Annotated in this window: 11 protein-coding genes; 6 read left to right on the forward strand and 5 right to left on the reverse strand. The window is 61.0% G+C overall.

Annotated elements, in window-relative coordinates:
* Window positions 1-8: 8 nt before the first annotated feature.
* The 4 genes from speA to ACVI9W_RS09415 form a co-directional block, all read right to left on the reverse strand.
* The gene (speA, locus tag ACVI9W_RS09400; RefSeq protein WP_038615050.1) at window positions 9-1,922 is read right to left on the reverse strand and encodes an arginine decarboxylase; all 1,914 of its coding nucleotides are present in this window, start codon (window positions 1,920-1,922) and stop codon (window positions 9-11) included.
* A 153-nt stretch (window positions 1,923-2,075) separates the two neighbouring features.
* A complete protein-coding gene (locus ACVI9W_RS09405; RefSeq protein WP_010221702.1) occupies window positions 2,076-2,447 on the reverse strand; it encodes a translation initiation factor Sui1 in 372 nt (123 codons plus the stop codon).
* A 195-nt stretch (window positions 2,448-2,642) separates the two neighbouring features.
* On the reverse strand, window positions 2,643-3,179 hold the full coding sequence (locus ACVI9W_RS09410; protein WP_342623407.1) for an NUDIX hydrolase: 537 nt from the start codon (window positions 3,177-3,179) through the stop codon (window positions 2,643-2,645).
* A 3-nt stretch (window positions 3,180-3,182) separates the two neighbouring features.
* Window positions 3,183-4,256, reverse strand: a complete 1,074-nt coding sequence (locus tag ACVI9W_RS09415) for a DUF2333 family protein (RefSeq protein ID WP_038615057.1) — start codon at window positions 4,254-4,256, stop codon at window positions 3,183-3,185.
* 280 nt (window positions 4,257-4,536) lie between these two features.
* Here ACVI9W_RS09415 and ACVI9W_RS09420 point away from each other — a divergent pair, with 280 nt between their 5' ends.
* The 6 genes from ACVI9W_RS09420 (at window position 4,537) to accC (ending at window position 12,743) form a co-directional block, all read left to right on the forward strand.
* Window positions 4,537-6,150 carry a diguanylate cyclase gene (locus ACVI9W_RS09420; protein ID WP_461529844.1) on the forward strand — a complete coding sequence of 538 codons (1,614 nt, stop codon included), beginning with the start codon at window positions 4,537-4,539 and terminating at the stop codon, window positions 6,148-6,150.
* A 1,293-nt stretch (window positions 6,151-7,443) separates the two neighbouring features.
* Complete coding sequence (locus tag ACVI9W_RS09425) at window positions 7,444-8,223, forward strand: methyl-accepting chemotaxis protein (protein WP_461531809.1); 780 nt, start codon at window positions 7,444-7,446, stop codon at window positions 8,221-8,223.
* Between the two features lie 176 nt (window positions 8,224-8,399).
* The gene (locus ACVI9W_RS09430) at window positions 8,400-10,190 is read left to right on the forward strand and encodes a protein-disulfide reductase DsbD (RefSeq protein ID WP_461531810.1); all 1,791 of its coding nucleotides are present in this window, start codon (window positions 8,400-8,402) and stop codon (window positions 10,188-10,190) included.
* A 173-nt stretch (window positions 10,191-10,363) separates the two neighbouring features.
* Complete coding sequence (aroQ, locus tag ACVI9W_RS09435) at window positions 10,364-10,816, forward strand: type II 3-dehydroquinate dehydratase (RefSeq protein WP_038615065.1); 453 nt, start codon at window positions 10,364-10,366, stop codon at window positions 10,814-10,816.
* A 98-nt stretch (window positions 10,817-10,914) separates the two neighbouring features.
* Window positions 10,915-11,370 (forward strand): acetyl-CoA carboxylase biotin carboxyl carrier protein, encoded by a 456-nt coding sequence (accB, locus tag ACVI9W_RS09440; protein WP_038615068.1) that lies wholly within the window; start codon window positions 10,915-10,917, stop codon window positions 11,368-11,370.
* Window positions 11,371-11,387: 17 nt separating this feature from the next.
* Window positions 11,388-12,743, forward strand: a complete 1,356-nt coding sequence (gene accC / locus ACVI9W_RS09445; RefSeq protein WP_461529845.1) for an acetyl-CoA carboxylase biotin carboxylase subunit — start codon at window positions 11,388-11,390, stop codon at window positions 12,741-12,743.
* Window positions 12,744-12,828: 85 nt separating this feature from the next.
* On the opposite strand, the gene ACVI9W_RS09450 is transcribed toward accC, so the two are convergent.
* Window positions 12,829-16,746: a dermonecrotic toxin domain-containing protein gene (locus tag ACVI9W_RS09450; protein ID WP_461529846.1), complete on the reverse strand. Its 3,918-nt coding sequence runs from the start codon at window positions 16,744-16,746 to the stop codon at window positions 12,829-12,831.
* Window positions 16,747-16,756 lie beyond the last annotated feature (10 nt).

The raw sequence follows: 16,756 nt of genomic DNA on the forward strand, positions 1-16,756 counted from the left end.
ATCAGTGATCAGCTCGACAGGTACGAAGAGCGGGTCAGCCCCAGACGCAAGGCATCGAGGAACTGGGTCTTCTCACGCGCGGTGATCTTGGCGCTGGCGCACTTGTCGCGGTAGTGGGTCATCAACTCCTCCGGCGACAGGTGCACGTAGCGCAGCATGTCCTCGATGGTGTCGTGGGTCTCGATACCGGCGTGGTACACGCTGCCGTTGGGGTTCTGGTAGATGTTCACCGAGTCGGTGTCACCGAACAGGTTGTGCATGTCACCGAGAATCTCCTGGTAGGCGCCGACCAGGAAAATCCCCAGCAGGTAGTCCTCACCCTCGTTGATGCCGTGCACCGGCAGGCTGGTTTCGATGCTCTGCTCGTCGACGTACTGGTTGATCTTGCCATCGGAGTCACAGGTCAGGTCCTGCAGCACCGCACGGCGCATCGGCTCTTCGTCAAGGCGATGCAGCGGCAGGATCGGCAGGACCTGGCCGATGGCCCAGGTGTCCGGCAGGCTCTGGAACACCGAGAAGTTGCAGATGTACTTGTCGGCGAGCTTGTCGTTGAGCTCATCCAGCACCTGACGGTGCGAACGCTGACGGGCCTTGAGCGAGTTGTGCAGGCGCCGGCACACGGCGAAGTAACACTGCTCGGCCAGGGCTTTCTCGGCCAGGGTGATTTTGCCGTCGGCGTACTGCGCGGCCACGTCGCTCATGTAGTGCGTGGCACGCCAGTAAGTCTCGGTGACCATCTCGATATCGGTCGGGCCGAGCAGATCGGCCAGCCACTGTACGGTCTCGGGCAGGCTTTCCTTGTTGTCGATCACCGGCACTTCGTCGTTGTGTTTCTCGACGTCGGTGACCTGTACCACCAGCATGGCGTGGTGGGCCGTCAGCGAGCGGCCGCTCTCGGAGAAGATGTGCGGATGTGGCAGGCCCTGGGCATCGCAGAACTCTTTGAGCATGCCGACCACGACACCGGCGTAATCGTCCATGTCGTAGTTGATCGAGCTGGCGTTGCGCGAATGGGTACCGTCGTAGTCGACACCCAGGCCACCGCCGACGTCGATGTGATCGACCGGCAGGTTCAGGGCGCGCAGCTCGCCGTAGTAACGGATCGCTTCCTTGAAACCGTGCTGGTAGTCGGCCAGGTTGGCGATCTGCGAACCCATGTGGAAGTGCAGCAGACGGATGCCCTGATCCAGGCCAGCGTCACGGAAGCGCTGGACCACCGAGATCAACTGCGCGGCCGACAGGCCGAACTTGGATTTCTCGCCACCGGTATCCGCCCATTTGCTCGACGCCAGCGACGACAGGCGCACGCGCAGACCGACCTGCGGCTTGACCTTGAGTTCGGCCGCTTCTTCGATCACCAGCGCCACTTCCGACTCTTTCTCGATGACGATGAACACGTTGTGGCCCAGCTTCTGGCCCATCAGCGCCAGACGAATGAACTCACGGTCCTTGTAACCGTTGCAGACAATGGTCCCGCCTTTTGGCGCCAGCGCCAGTACCGCCAGCAGCTCAGGCTTGGAACCGGCCTCAAGGCCGATGGACACGTTCTGGGTGGCGATGATGTTTTCCACCACCGCTTCCTGCTGGTTGACCTTGATCGGGTACAGCGCGGTGTACTGGCTCTGGTACTCCAGGCGCGCGATGTTGGCGTCAAACGCACCGGTCAGCTGGCGCACGCGGTCTTGCAGGATGTCTGGGAAACGCACCAGCAGCGGCAGCGACAGGCCGCTCTTGCGCAGCTCGTCGACTTGCTCGTACAGATCGATCGGTGCGCTGCCAGGCCCGTTGGGGCGGACTTCGACGCGGCCGGCCTCGTTGATTGCGAAGTAACCGGCCCCCCAATGGCGAATCCCGTAAACACTGCGGCTGTCCGCAACTGTCCATTGGCTGCCATCATCTTTGCGTGTGCGTCGTACGGACATTGAAGTCCCCTATATAAAAAGTCGAATAACACCGGCCCACGGACGGCGGGCGCAGTGTAAAACCTGGAAATGACGATTTTCCGTGTTCAGGGATAGACCCTTCCTACGGGAACGAGTTTAGAAAGCGAATTGCAAAAAATCGCGATGCAGTCTTCAGCCGCCGGACTTTTTCGCTTTGAAGCCTTGTTTGATCAGCTCTGCCAACAACAGCTCGACGTGATCGCCCTGGATTTCGATGACCCCGTCTTTCAACGCGCCGCCGGTTCCGCAGCGACGCTTGAGCGTGCTGGCCAGATCCTTGAGCTGTTCCAGGGGCAGCGGTACACCGCTGATGGTCGTCACCGTCTTGCCGCCACGGCCTTTGCTTTCGCGGCGCACGCGAGCAATGCCATCGCCTTCGGGGATGAGCGTCTGTTTGCAGATGCAGGCATCTATGGGTTTGCTGCAGTCCGGACAATGCCGACCTGCATCAGTGGAGAACACCAGGCCACCGAGGGCGGCGAATGATGCGGCTTTTTTGGCCACTTTTGATCCTCGTACGGTGAGGACAAAAACTGGTCGGCGCCCCGGGCAGGGTACCGACCGCGAAGCCCCACTCTGGCAGGGGCAGCGCAACTGCCGCACCCAGGGTGCGGCAGCCTTAAAAGGCCGCGCAGTGTAACGATAATTTGTGCAGATGCTAAGTACAAAACTGCGCCAATTTGCACAGGATTCGCGACTTCAGGCCCGACGGTCGATGTAACGCTGCAAAGCCGCCAGGGAATCGGGGCAATATGGCTGTTGCCGGCTGTCGGCCAGCGCCTGTTCGAGCGGCAGAAAGCGCGCTTCGCTGACTTCCTCCGGCTGCAGGTGCAAAGGCCCGTCCCAGACCGCCGAAAACACCGCACACCAGAGGCGGTTGCCGGGCTGGTCGAAGAAAAAACGCTCGTGGGCGGTCAACTCGACTCCGGCCACACCCAGCTCTTCTTCCAGTTCGCGGGCAGCCGACTCGGCGAAGCTTTCGTCGGCCTGGACCATGCCACCGGCGGCCACATCCCAATAACCTGGGTAAATGGCCTTGCTCTCGGTGCGCCGGTGTACGCACAGCTCACCGGCCGAGTTGAACAACAGAATGTAGGTACCGCGGCCGATCAGGCCCTTTTCACGCAACTCGGCGCGGGGCAATGCACCCAGCAGCTGATCGTGCTCGTCGACCCAGGCGATCAGTTCGGCATCCGAGGCAGCGCGGTGCGCCGCCTCTTGCTTGGAAATGGCCACCGATCAGCCTTGCGACAACAGTTGGCGCAGGTCGATCACCGCCGCGTTGGCGCGGGAGATGTAGTTGGCCATGACCAGCGAGTGGTTGGCCCACATGCCGAAGCCGCTGCCATTGAGCACCATCGGGCTCCACAGCGGCTCCTGGGAGGCCTCCAGCTCACGAATGATCTGGCGCACGCTGACCGTGGCGTTCTTCTTCGCCAGTACATCGGCAAAGTCCACTTCGATGGCGCGCAGCAGGTGCGACAGCGCCCAGGCCTGACCACGGGCTTCATAGAAGACGTTGTCGATCTGCAGCCACGGGGTTTCGACCACTTCTTCATCCAACTGCGGCGCCTGGCCGGCAACCACCGACTCGGTCTTCAGGGTGCTGTTGAGCTTGACCCGGCCAACGCTGGCCGACAGGCGCTGCGACAACGAGCCCAGACGGGTGGCGACGTCACCCAGCCAGTTGTTGAGGTTGTCGGCACGGGTGTAGAACAGCGCGCCTTGTTGATCCGGCGAGGCCAGACGCTTCTGATAGCGGGTCAGTGAGTTGATGCCTTCCTGGAACTCCGACTCGCTCGACGGCAGGATCCAGCTCTTGTTGTCGAAGTTGAAACGCGGCTCGGCCTTGGCCAGATCGGCGTCTTCAGCGGACTGCGACTGCGAGCGGGCGAAGTCCTTGCGCAGGGCCCGGCTCAGGTCGCGGACCTGAACCAGCACGCCGTATTCCCAGCTGGGCATGTTGTCCATCCACAAGCCAGGCGGGAAGCGGTCGTTGGAAATGTAGCCGCCCGGCTTGTGCAGCAAGGTACCGGCAACGGTCTTGAGGGTTTCTACGGTGGTGTAGCCTACGACCATCTGCTGGCCGGTCATCTCGGCGGCAGCCTGGGCATTCTGCTGGACCGGGAACAGGTCCGGCTCGGCGCTCCAGTACCAACCCAGGCCAATGCACACCAGCAGGTACAGGCCAATCAGCGTGCCCAGGGCACGACTGAAGAACAATCCGCCGAAATAGCTGCGGGTAGCGGCACTGCGGGGCTCGACCCGCTCGCGCGCTTCGGCTTTGCCTGTACGGTTTTTCCAGTCCAGCATGGCGTTGTCCTTTCTGTCACGTCGGTTCAAGGGGTTCGACCGCAACCCCCGGGCTTCGTGCCAGCGCTGTGTGGTAATTCCACGGCGCGCCGCCTGCCGGGGTCGGCAAGTATCGTTGCACTATAAATCAAGCGGGTCGGTTCGCATAAGCGACTATCGAGTCAGCAAATGAATAACAAACCTGTACAGATAATTGATACAAGACACTCGATTGTCCAGAAAGTGGTGCTAGCATAGAGCCATCACTCGAACTGCCTCACCCCTTACAAGTAGTCAGGACATGACCGAGCCAGAAGACCCCAATCGTGAACGCCTCAAGCAACATTTTGCCCAGCGGGTGATTCACCAGGCTCGGCAGATACTCGAGATCTGGCAGCGCCTGCAGCGCAGCGAGTGGTCGACTGGCGATCTGGGCGAACTGTGCGAGGCCAACCTGCGTCTACAGCGCTACGCCGCACGTTTCGAACAACCTGAGCACAGCGAGCTGGCCGAGGCCATCGGCCATACCTTAGAGGCCGTCGAGGCCAACAGCGCGCGCTTGAGCAGCCACCTGATCAGCGAACTCAACCGGCTGATGCAGCGTCTGTCACGCACCGGCCTGCGCCAGGGCGACCAGCTCGAACAGGTGCCGTTGCCGCCATTGCGCAAGCCGGTCTACATCATGCTCCAGGACCACGACCGCGCCGAGCGCCTGGCCCAGCAACTGGAGTTCTTCGGCCTCGGTGTACAAGCCTTGTACAGCGCCGATGCGTTTCGTGCCTCGATGAGCGAGCGGTTGCCATCGGCGATCGTCATGGATGTCGACTTCACCGGCAGCGGTGTCGGCCTGCAACTGGCCGCCCAGGCCCAGCAAGGCCTGGAGCAGCGGGTGCCGTTGCTGTTTTTCAGCCTGGATGAAACCGACACGCCCACGCGTCTGGCCGCAGTGCGCGCCGGTGGCCAGGAGTTCCTGACCGGCACCCTGGAAGCCTCCAGCCTGCTGGAAAAGGTCGAACTGCTGACCAGCGTCACCCAGTACGAACCCTTCAAGGTGCTGATCATCGACGACTCCCGGGCCCAGGCCATGCACACCGAGCGCCTGCTCAACAGTGCCGGCATCGTCACCCGGACCCTGACCGAGCCGATCCGCACCATGGCCGAGCTTGCCGACTTCCAGCCCGACCTGATCATCCTCGACATGTACATGCCCGACTGCACCGGTACGGAGCTGGCCAAGGTGATTCGCCACAATGACCGCTACGTCAGCGTGCCGATCATCTACCTGTCCGCCGAGGACGATCTGGACAAGCAGCTCGACGCCATGAGCGAAGGCGGCGATGACTTCCTGACCAAGCCGATCCGCTCGCGCCACCTGATCACCACGGTGCGCAACCGTGCCGCGCGGGCGCGCAATCTCAAGGCGCGGATGGTTCGCGACAGCCTGACCGGCCTGTACAACCACACCCATATCCTGCAACTGCTCGAAGACTGCAGCTTCCGTGCCCGCCGCGAAGCACAGCCGCTGAGCTTTGCCATGCTCGACATCGACCACTTCAAGAAGGTCAATGACAGCCATGGCCATCCCATGGGCGACCGGGTGATCAAGAGTCTGGCGCTGTTTCTCAAGCAGCGCCTGCGCAAGACTGACTTCATCGGCCGCTACGGCGGTGAAGAGTTCGCCATCGTCATGCCCAACACCGACCTGACGGCAGCGCACAAAGTGCTGGATGAAATCCGCCGCCGCTTTGCCGAGATCCACTACCCGGCGCAACCGCGGGATCTGTCCTGCACGTTCAGCGCTGGCGTGGTGCAATTGAGCGATGAGCTCGACGCCCTGAGCATGGCCACCGCCGCAGACGAAGCCCTGTACCGCGCCAAAGGGGCTGGACGTAACCGGGTGCAACGCGTCGACTGATCAAGGCAAAGTGCCACTTTATTTGCCCGAACACCTGACTTCGTCATAACCCGGTCACAAAAACGCAATAACTTCAGGGGCTTACCATTCGGCCGTTGGTAGACCCTGGACATGCGCCTGAAGCTGCTCACCAATTTCAACACCCTGTTGCTGGTTACCGTCTGTATCGCCCTGGGCGCCACCCTGTGGTGGTCGCAGCGCGCCCTGGAACGCCCCTACCAAATCATGGAGCGTTACCTGTCGCTGTCGCAGCAGTTCCAGAACCAGGCGGCCCGCAACATCCTCGATTACCTCAACAGCGGCGACGCCTTGCGCCACGCCACTGCGGTTCAGGCCACCAACGCCCTGCAGGAGGAGCTCAAGCAACTGCCCCCGGCCCTGTCCGCCTCCTTACGCCCGAGCCTGGACAGCCTGCAAGGGTTTGCCGGCAACGAGCTGCTGGCGGCCGGCAAACTGGCCGGCGACCCGCAGGCTTTGCTGCTCCAGGCTGAACGCGAGCTCGGCGCAAGTCTCGATCAACTGGCCAGCTACGCCCAGAACGGCACCAGCGGCGATGCCGGACGCTATGCCGCGCCGCTATTGCGCGCCGCACTGCACCTCTCGCGGCTGTCGCTGGCCCGCGACAAGCTGGTCAGCAGTGGCCGCAGCGAACTGGCGGACGAAGTCGAGCGTGAGCTGCAGCAGATGGTCGCCCAGGCCCAGGCGCTCGATGAACTGCCGCTGCTTGGCGTCACCGCCGCCCATGAGTCGAATGCCGATGACTTTGCCGCCCTGATGGGCCTGGAGACGCAAAGCGACAGCGCAGCCGAAGACACCGGCGTCGCCCTCAAACGGGAACTGAACAGCCTGCTCAAACGCTACCCTGGCGAACTGCAACGCACCCGCGAACAGATCCAGCGTCGCAGCGAACTGGCCAACCGCACTCATCAGCAGATAGACGCCGTGCAGCAAGCGATTGCCGCCCTTGAGCCGCTGGTGCGCAGCCAGCACGCCACGATCCAGGGTGAAGTGCGGCTGATCCAGGGCTTGATGATTGGCCTGATCCTGTTGATCGCCCTGCTCATCGATACTCTGCAACGGCGCCTGGCACGGGTGCTGACCAACCTGGCGCCCGCGCTTTCACGCTGGACCGAAGGTGACTTCGGCCAGGCCATTGCCTTGGGCAAAAGCAACCGTGAAATGCATGACATCCAGGATTCACTCAACCGCCTGCGCCTGTACCTGGTGGATCTGGTCGGAACCATCCGCAGCAATGCTGAACAGGTCGCAGGCAGCAGCCATGCCCTGGCTGGCATGAGCAGCGCCCTGCATGCAGGCGCCGAGCGTCAGGCCGGTGACACCGCGCAAATCCGCGATGCCCTGGGCGAGCTGGAAGCAACCATCCTGCAGGTCGCCGGCGATGCCAGCCAGGCCGCCGATGCCAGCCGCAATGCCGGACGCGCAGTGGAGCAAGGCCAGGCGGTGATCGGCCAGAGCCTGACCGGCTTGCGTGCACTGGTCGATGAAGTGCAAGGCAATGCCCAGATGATCGAACAACTGGCCGAGGAGTCGGCCACTATCGGCGGCGTGCTCACGGTCATTCGCTCGATTGCCGAACAAACCAACCTGCTGGCCCTGAACGCCGCGATTGAGGCAGCACGCGCCGGGGAAATGGGCCGCGGCTTTGCCGTCGTGGCCGAAGAAGTGCGCTCGCTGGCTCAGCGCACCACCGGTGCCACTGGCGAAATCCAGACCTTGATCGGCCGCCTGCAGCAAGCTGCGCGCGAGTCGGTAGAGGGCATGCGCGCCCAGCTCGAACATGCCGAAGCTACCGCCGACAAGGCTCAAGCCGCCGACGGCGCGCTGGATGAAATCGTCGCAGCGATCCAGACCATCTCCGCCACCGCGGTACGGATTGCCGACGCCACCGCCCAGCAAAGCGGGGCGGTGAGCGAGATTCGTGATCACAGCGAGCGGATTCATGATTTGGGAGAGGACAACCTGCAGCGTATTGGTGAAGGGCGTGAACAAGGTGAACAGTTGCTCCGGCTGGGCGGCGAGCTGAACACCGCGGTGCGCACGTTTCGGGTGTAACTGTAGGAGCGGATTCATCCGCGAAGGGCCGCAGCGCGGCCCAAAAAAATGGGACTGCTCTGCAGTCCATCGCGGATAAATCCGCTCCTACAGGGTCCAACTCCGGCACCCTCCCAGCCCACCGACCCCGTCAAAAGTCCGTTATCATGCAGGCACATCTGTACAGCGAGACCGCCATGCGCCGCCTGCTTTGCCTGATTTTCCTGTTTCTGGCCCTGCCCGCCGTCGGCGCCGGCCTGCTCGACAACCGTCCCAGCGCCACCCTGGGCGCCCCGTCGCTGAACAACAGTGCCGACTTTCTGCCGGTGCACGAAGCCTTCAAGCTCAGCGTGGTTCAGAGCGATGCGCAAACCATCAAGCTGCGCTTCGTCGCCGCTGATGGCTATTACCTGTATCGCCATCGCTTCCATTTTCGTACCGATCCTGCCGACATCGCCCTGGGTACTGCGCAGATCCCGCCCGGCGAAGCCAAGCACGACGAGTTCTTCGGCGACGTCGAGGTGTACCACGGCATCCTCGACATCGATATCCCGCGCCCGGCCAATGACGCGCGCGCCTTCACCCTACTGGTGGGTTACCAGGGCTGCGCCGATAAAGGCCTGTGCTACCCACCGGAAACCGAGCGCCTGAGTATTGAAGGCAGCGCTGGCGCATCGGCCGCCAATGCACCGGGAGCGACAGCAAAAGCCTGGACCTGGAAAGAACTGCTGCTGTTCTTTCTCGCCGGTGTCGGCCTGACCTTCACCCCTTGCGTACTGCCAATGCTGCCGATCCTCTCCGGCGTGGTCCTGCGTGGTCAGGTCGGTGGCCTGCGCGGTTTCAGCCTGTCGCTGGCCTATGTACTGCCGATGGCCGCCTGTTTCGCCCTGCTCGGCGCACTGATGGGCCTGTTCGGCGCCGGCATGAACCTGCAGGCACGTCTGCAGTCAGCCTGGGTGCTGGTGCCGTTCTCGCTGTTTTTCGTGCTGTTCGCCCTGGCCATGTTCGGCCTGTTCGAATTGAAGCTGCCTCATGCCATCAGCCATCGCCTGGAACGCCTGGTCGGCCAGACCAAGGGCGGTTCGCTGCTCGGTGCGGCGATTCTCGGGGTATTCTCGAGCTTGCTGGTATCGCCCTGCGTGTCGGCACCGTTGGCCGGCGCGCTGCTGTATATCAGCGCCAGTGGTGACGCCGTGGGCGGCGCGTTGAAACTGTTTGCCCTGGGCCTGGGCATGGGCGCCCCATTGCTGCTGGTGGCCACCGGTGGTGCCGCCTGGCTGCCAAAAAGCGGCCCTTGGCTGGTGACGGTGAAGAATGCCATTGGCGTACTGCTGCTGGGCCTGGCCATCGGCCTGCTCAGCCGGGTTTTGCCCGGCCAGGTCACGTTGCTGCTGGTGGGCCTGTTGAGTGCCGGTGTGGCGGTGTTCCTCGGCGCCCTGGAGTTCACCGTGAAAACCACCCTGCAGCGTCTGGCGCAATTGCTCGGCCTGTTGCTGCTGGTCTATGCCCTGGCCTGTTGGTATGGCGCGCTAAGTGGCCAGACCGACCCGCTACGTCCGCTACCTCAGGCCACCGTCTCCGGCAGTGCTGGCAACCTCCAGGCCAGGTCCGAAAACGCCTGGCAGACCGTGACCACCCCCACCGCGCTCGACAATGCCCTGGCCCAGGCCAAGGCCGATGGACAACCGGTGGTACTGGACTGGTACGCCGACTGGTGCATCAGTTGCAAGGTCATCGAGCACGAGGTGCTGACCGCGCCTGCGGTCCAGCGTCAGCTTGAGGGCTACAAGCTGCTGCGCTTCGATATCACCGAAAGCAACGCCGAACAGCGCGCCCTGCTCGACCGCTACCAGTTGTTCGGTCCGCCAGCGCTCTTGTTCTTTGCCGCGAACGGCAGCGAAAAAACCAGCGCTCGCGTAGTAGGTGAGACAAACGCCGGCGAATTTGCCGAGCATCTGACGCGCATTCGCGCCGATCTGGGTCTATAACTTCTTCTGGCCGCTGAAAAGCCATCATCAATGACCGAATTTAATAAATTAGTCACATATTTAGCGTGAATATCGGTCATCGTGCTGGCTATTGCGGGGAACTGGACACTGCCCGCCGGTTTACGGCATAGTCGCCGCGCAACGTTTGTGCCTAACGATAAAAGGAACCACAGATGGCAACGCTACTGGTGCTGCACGGCCCCAACTTGAACCTGCTCGGCACCCGTGAACCGGGGGTCTACGGCGCCGTTACCCTGGCCCAGATCAACCAGGACCTGGAGCAGCGCGCCCGTGCCGCCGGCCATCACCTGCAATACCTGCAAAGCAATGCCGAGTATGAATTGATCGACCGTATCCATGCCGCACGCGGCGAAGGGGTCGACTTCATCCTGATCAATCCGGCGGCTTTCACGCATACAAGTGTCGCATTACGTGACGCATTGCTGGCAGTGAGCATCCCATTCATCGAAGTGCACCTGTCCAACGTGCACAAGCGTGAACCTTTTCGCCATCACTCCTACTTTTCTGATGTCGCTGTAGGAGTGATCTGCGGCCTGGGCGCCAGCGGTTACCGCCTGGCCCTGGAGTCTGCCCTGGAACACCTGGCTGCTAACGCCAAACCCTGATGACGAGAACCTGGCCTGTAGGCCGGGGCTCACAAGAAACGTTTGCTAACACGTTTTTATATTTACGCCCCTGACCGAACCTTGGGAGTTGATGATTAATGGATATCCGTAAAGTCAAGAAACTGATCGAACTGCTGGAAGAGTCTGGCATCGACGAGCTGGAGATCAAGGAAGGCGAGGAATCCGTACGGATCAGCCGTCACAGCAAGACCCCGGCCCAGCAGTACTACGCACCGGCTCCAGTTGCCGCCGCTGCTCCAGTAGCCGCGCCTGCCGCCGCCCCAGCTGCCGCCGAAGCCCCAGCCGCACCAAAACTGAACGGCACCGTTGCCCGTTCGCCAATGGTCGGCACCTTCTACCGCAAAGCCTCGCCTAGCTCGCCAGCCTTCGTTGAAGTCGGCCAGACCGTGAAGAAAGGCGACACCCTGTGCATCGTCGAAGCCATGAAGATGATGAACCACATCGAAGCTGAAACCAGCGGTGTGATCGAATCCATCCTGGTAGAAGACGGTCAGCCGGTTGAGTTCGACCAGCCGCTGTTCACCATCGTTTGAACCGCGGAGAGCCAACGATGTCTGCGAAGCTCGAAAAAGTCCTGATTGCCAACCGTGGGGAAATTGCCCTGCGGATCCTGCGTGCCTGTAAAGAGCTGGGCATCAAGACCGTCGCCGTACACTCCACGGCTGACCGTGAACTGATGCACCTGGGCCTGGCAGACGAGTCGGTCTGCATCGGTCCGGCTTCGGCCAGCCAGTCCTACCTGCACATCCCGGCGATCATTGCCGCTGCCGAAGTGACCGGTGCTACCGCCATTCACCCGGGCTACGGCTTCCTCGCGGAAAACGCCGACTTCGCCGAACAGGTCGAGAACTCCGGTTTTGCCTTCATCGGCCCGAAAGCTGACACCATTCGCCTGATGGGCGACAAGGTATCGGCCAAGGACGCGATGATCAAAACCGGCGTTCCTACCGTACCGGGTTCCGACGGCCCACTGCCGGAAGACGAAGAAGAAGCCCTGCGCATCGGCCGTGAAGTCGGCTACCCGGTGATCATCAAGGCCGCCGGTGGCGGTGGTGGTCGCGGCATGCGCGTGGTGCACAAGGAAGAGGACCTGATCGCCTCGGCCAAGCTGACCCGCACCGAAGCCGGTGCAGCGTTCGGCAACCCGATGGTCTACCTCGAGAAGTTCCTGACCAACCCGCGTCACGTGGAAGTTCAGGTACTGTCCGACGGCCAGGGCAACGCCGTGCATCTGGGTGACCGCGACTGCTCGCTGCAGCGCCGCCACCAGAAGGTACTGGAAGAAGCACCGGCTCCAGGCATCGATGAAAAAGCCCGTCAGGAAGTCTTCAAGCGTTGCGTCGATGCGTGCATCGAGATTGGCTACCGTGGCGCTGGCACCTTCGAGTTCCTGTACGAAAACGGCGCGTTCTACTTCATCGAAATGAACACCCGTGTTCAGGTGGAGCACCCGGTTTCGGAGATGGTCACCGGTATCGACATCGTCAAGGAGATGCTCAGCATCGCCGCTGGCAACAAGCTGTCGTTCACTCAGGATGACGTGGTGATTCGTGGTCACTCGCTGGAGTGCCGGATCAACGCCGAAGACCCGAAGAAATTCATCCCGAGCCCAGGCACCGTCAAGCATTTCCACGCTCCAGGCGGCAACGGCGTTCGCGTCGATTCGCACCTGTACAGTGGCTATGCGGTACCGCCGAACTACGACTCGCTGATCGGCAAGCTGATCACCTACGGCAAAGACCGTGACGAAGCCATGGCCCGCATGCGCAATGCCCTGGACGAGATCGTCGTCGACGGTATCAAGACCAACATCCCGCTGCACCGCGACCTGGTGCGTGATGAAGGTTTCTGCAAAGGTGGCGTCAACATTCACTATCTGGAGCACAAACTGGCTAGCCAGGAGTGATCACGATGTGAAATGAAAACCCCGGCCAAGTGCCGGGGTTTTTCATTTATGGCGATCTGCGCGATAGCGTGTCGGCGCTTGCCAGTCAGGAGATTTCAACCACCGTGAATTTCTGCTGATTGAGCGCTTCCGCTGTTGCCGGACGCCCCAACGAGTCGAGCACAACACCTCCACTCCCCTCTTTCAACGGCTCTGCCCGGAATCGACTCATAAAAGTATGCGCCCTGCCTGGCAGCCCTGGAGCATTGAATCGGGCTCTCGTCAGTATCGGGTCATAGAGCCTCGCCACCAGATTCTGCGAAGTCTTGTAAACGCTAGTAACCCCCGTCTGCAAGTTCAGGGTCATGCCATAGGTATTGCCTAAGCAAGAGGAGTACGACCAATGTTCCCAGCGAGGCACCAAGCCATTACGCCGTAGCACGGCACTGACCGGCCCACCGATATCCGCTCCGGTCAGCCAGTCGCCACCCGCCATGACAGTGCGGATCGGCTGAGCCGCGTTGACAGTCCCAAGACGCACCAGGACATCGCGTACGGTATTATTGATCAGGCTCTGGATGTTGTGGTCAAAGTGGATTACCGCTCCCACTCGGGTGGCAGGGTTATACAGTGAAACCACAACACAGGTCTGCGCATTGAGCGAATACAAGTAATTGTCCGCGAGACCGGCATTGAACGTGGCCACCACGGCCTCGCCCTGCATTGCACCCCGCTCCGCTACCGGCTGGCCATTACCGCGAGTAACCTGACGCAACTGCGTGATATAGCCAAGATCCTCCGTGGGGTTGCCGCCTCTCACGCCAGTACTGTTGCTCACCCAGCGACCATCGGCAGTACGCTTGATCGCCTCGCGGAATGCATCGCTCGTCCTGTTGGCCTTCACCACACGCAGAGTGTTGTGCTCAACGTCGTGGACCACTTTGTAGTACCTGCCACGGTCCCGAACATAGTGTTCAGCGCCCGGTTTGTTGCTGCGAAACGTCCCTTTCCAGATACCGTCTTCGGTGACTTCCTGCAGCTCCCCGGGACGCTCGACGGACCACTCCTTCCAGAATTTCATCGAACGTGAGGCCGAAGCGGCCCGATTGCCGGCACCGCGAGCGGGCACGAGCAATCTACGCAAGTCCTTGAACAGTAGCTTGCCCGCCTGAAGACTTACCCCCGGCGCACTGATCACAAGACCTAACGACGCCCACGATGCTTCCAGCCAATGCCCCAGCGCCTTGGCGGTGTCCCCTTTGGTATGGGCGATGACAGCCTCACGAAGGGGCGCAGCGAAGAAATAGCCGCCCAGCAGGATGGCAAACGGTGGGAACACCATGAACAGCGGCAACGAATAAGTGACACCCTTGAGCACCTGGGCTTTGATCACTTCAGCCCGGCTATTGGTCGCGTCATCGACGTCAGTCAACGCATGCTCGATGTACGCGTCGAACTCCCCGGCCAGTGTGATGACCTGATGTTCCCCCCGCAGGGTGTCGAGATGCTTGCCACCAGAGGCCAAGGCGATCAACCAGGTGCGAACATCCGCCTGGGCAACCAGCGCGATGCGTTTGAGCAGGTAGTCATGCAGCTCAGCCGCGCCCACCTGCTTCAAATCCTCGTAGCGGCGAATCAGAATGCCGTCCGGCGCCCCGGGCGTATACACCCAGTCATATGCACTTGCCTGCTCGAAGTAGCGAAAGACGTAAGCCCCCAGGACAGAACGGCCATCGACTGAAAGCCTGAACACGCCATCCGCGGACGCAACAGCCTCAGAGTCTGAAGTGGCCTTAGGGTCATTGATCGTACGGCCCAGTACCTCCACCATGCCCGTCAGTCGTTTGAACTCCTCACGACTGATCTGCTTGCTGCCAAGCGCGATGCGCACATCGCGAATCATGGCCCTCACCAGCGCCTGGCCAAACAATTGTTGGTGTTTGCGGTACTTTTCTGAGTGCTCGTCCAGGAAACTTGCGCGAATTTCCTTGATGTATTTATCACCTACATAGGCGCGACGAGCGTAGCTCGCGAGCGCTGCACTGCGCAGCCGACTCAGATCCTGCCCGACAGCGGAGCGTACACCTTTGTCGGGATGATCGATTCCCGAGTTGTCGTCGTACCCATAGCAGACCAGATCCACCAGATTGACCACCTGCGACTTGCCGTCAGCCAGCGTCGGACTGTAATCAATGAGAATGGTCTGCGGATCAACGGACGCCTCGATGCCGTTTGCCAGCAAGTAGGGCTTGATCGCCTCAGCGACCGTACGCTTGGCAAAGTTCTCGAAAGATTCATAGGCGCCAATATCTGCCAGAAAAGCCTTTTCGTGAATGCTGGCCTGCTGGGTTTCAAGCCGCAGAGCACGTCGCTCTTCGATGACCAGTCGGCTGTACCAGCGCGGCGACAGGGTTTGCTCGACGTCTGCCTGCCAGGCCACCAGACGCATGGCCACGCCTTGCTTGATACATGCTGTGTAACCTTTCGCGCTTTCCCGGACATCCCGATCCAGGCGCCATTCAGACGGCATTTCCACAACCCTGGCAATCTGCTCTTCGGCGCTTTTTCGACTGACTTTTGCCAGTTGCCTGATCAAGTACTGACGACCCGACTCCTCTTTCAACCACCCGCCAAGCTCTGCACTGAGCGCACGCAGCGAAGCAAACTCGATCCACTCCTGCCCAACTGGCCTGTCCGGGGCATACAGCACCAGATCCTCGAACGAGCCTACTTCTCCCTCCCGATAGAACAACAGCAGGTCGCTGCACGCGCTCATGTCGACAGGTGCTACGGCACACACCTTTACGTCACTGGGCTGCTCCGCCCACAACGCGCTGATCCTGTCGTAGCGTTGCGCGTCAAGATGCCCGGCGCTGCGAGCCACCAGCGCACTGTGCCGCAATCGGCTCTCGTAAGCATCAAACAGCGCCTGGCTGACATCATCACTTTTATGGCAATCGATCAAAGATTGCAGGTAACTTGCAGGAGCATCCAGATCCTTGAGCAACTGCCCGATCTGTTCGGCAGTTGGTATCTGGTAGTGCTGCACGGGGCCACTGATCTCAAGTGGCAGATACAACGCCCCGACCTCTATCGGCCCCTGCTCCACCACCTCGGTCAGCGTCAGCTTCTCTGCTTGAGCGCCTTCAACATCCCTCAGGCGACGCATCACAAAGATGAGGTCAGGCTCCATCTCGCGATTCAGGTGCTCACGCAAGTAATCCCGAGCACAGTTCCGCGCATGAGCCTGAAGCGACAGGACGCTGCCGAGCAGTTTTTGTGCATGTTCGCGCGCCCCTTCCCTGACCTCATAGAGATCCTTTATCAACGAACGCGTGGTGTCATCCTGTAATTTCACCCAATCCGGCAAATGCGTTCGCCCCAGCTTGTCGAGGGCTTTGCGTTCTTCCTTCGAACTGACGGCATACAGGGGGGACTGCTCAAACCAGGCCGCCTGGTAATCTTCGATCTTCGCGCGCAGCCCCTCAAGCGTCTCATCGTTGAGGTTTGCCGGATCGAGCAGTGCGGCCAGAGCATCGTGGTGCTCCTTGAGAAGCTGGCGCACCAGAACGTCATATTTTTCACCTTCGCTCAGCTCTGCCGACTTGGGGTGCCAATGGCGGTCAAGATAATCCTGGTAGTGGTAGAGCATCCCGCCGGCCAGACTTTCCACCAACTGCAGCATGACCTCCCGGCGCTCTTGGGGAATTTCCCGGGGTTGAGCACCTTCAGGGCGCCAGGGGGTGTGCATCTGCTCGTCATAGGCCTCCACCTGCCCACTGATCAATCGCTGAAACGCGGCATCGAGCATGTCCCGGATGAAGCGCGGATCGACATCGTCGCGCAATTGAACTCGCAACTCGATGAGCAAAGACTCTTCAAGAACGTCCAGAAAAGTGTTCTGGCGGTCCAGCCTGGCTTTGAATGCGACACTCCATTCATTCAACCGCTCAAGCACAGATGCCAGCTGCAGAGCTGACTCACTATTGCCCGGTTCGATAGCCGGTCCAGTAGCATCGTTCATCGCGTTACTC

The organism is Pseudomonas sp. 210_17 TE3656 (assembly GCF_054821965.1).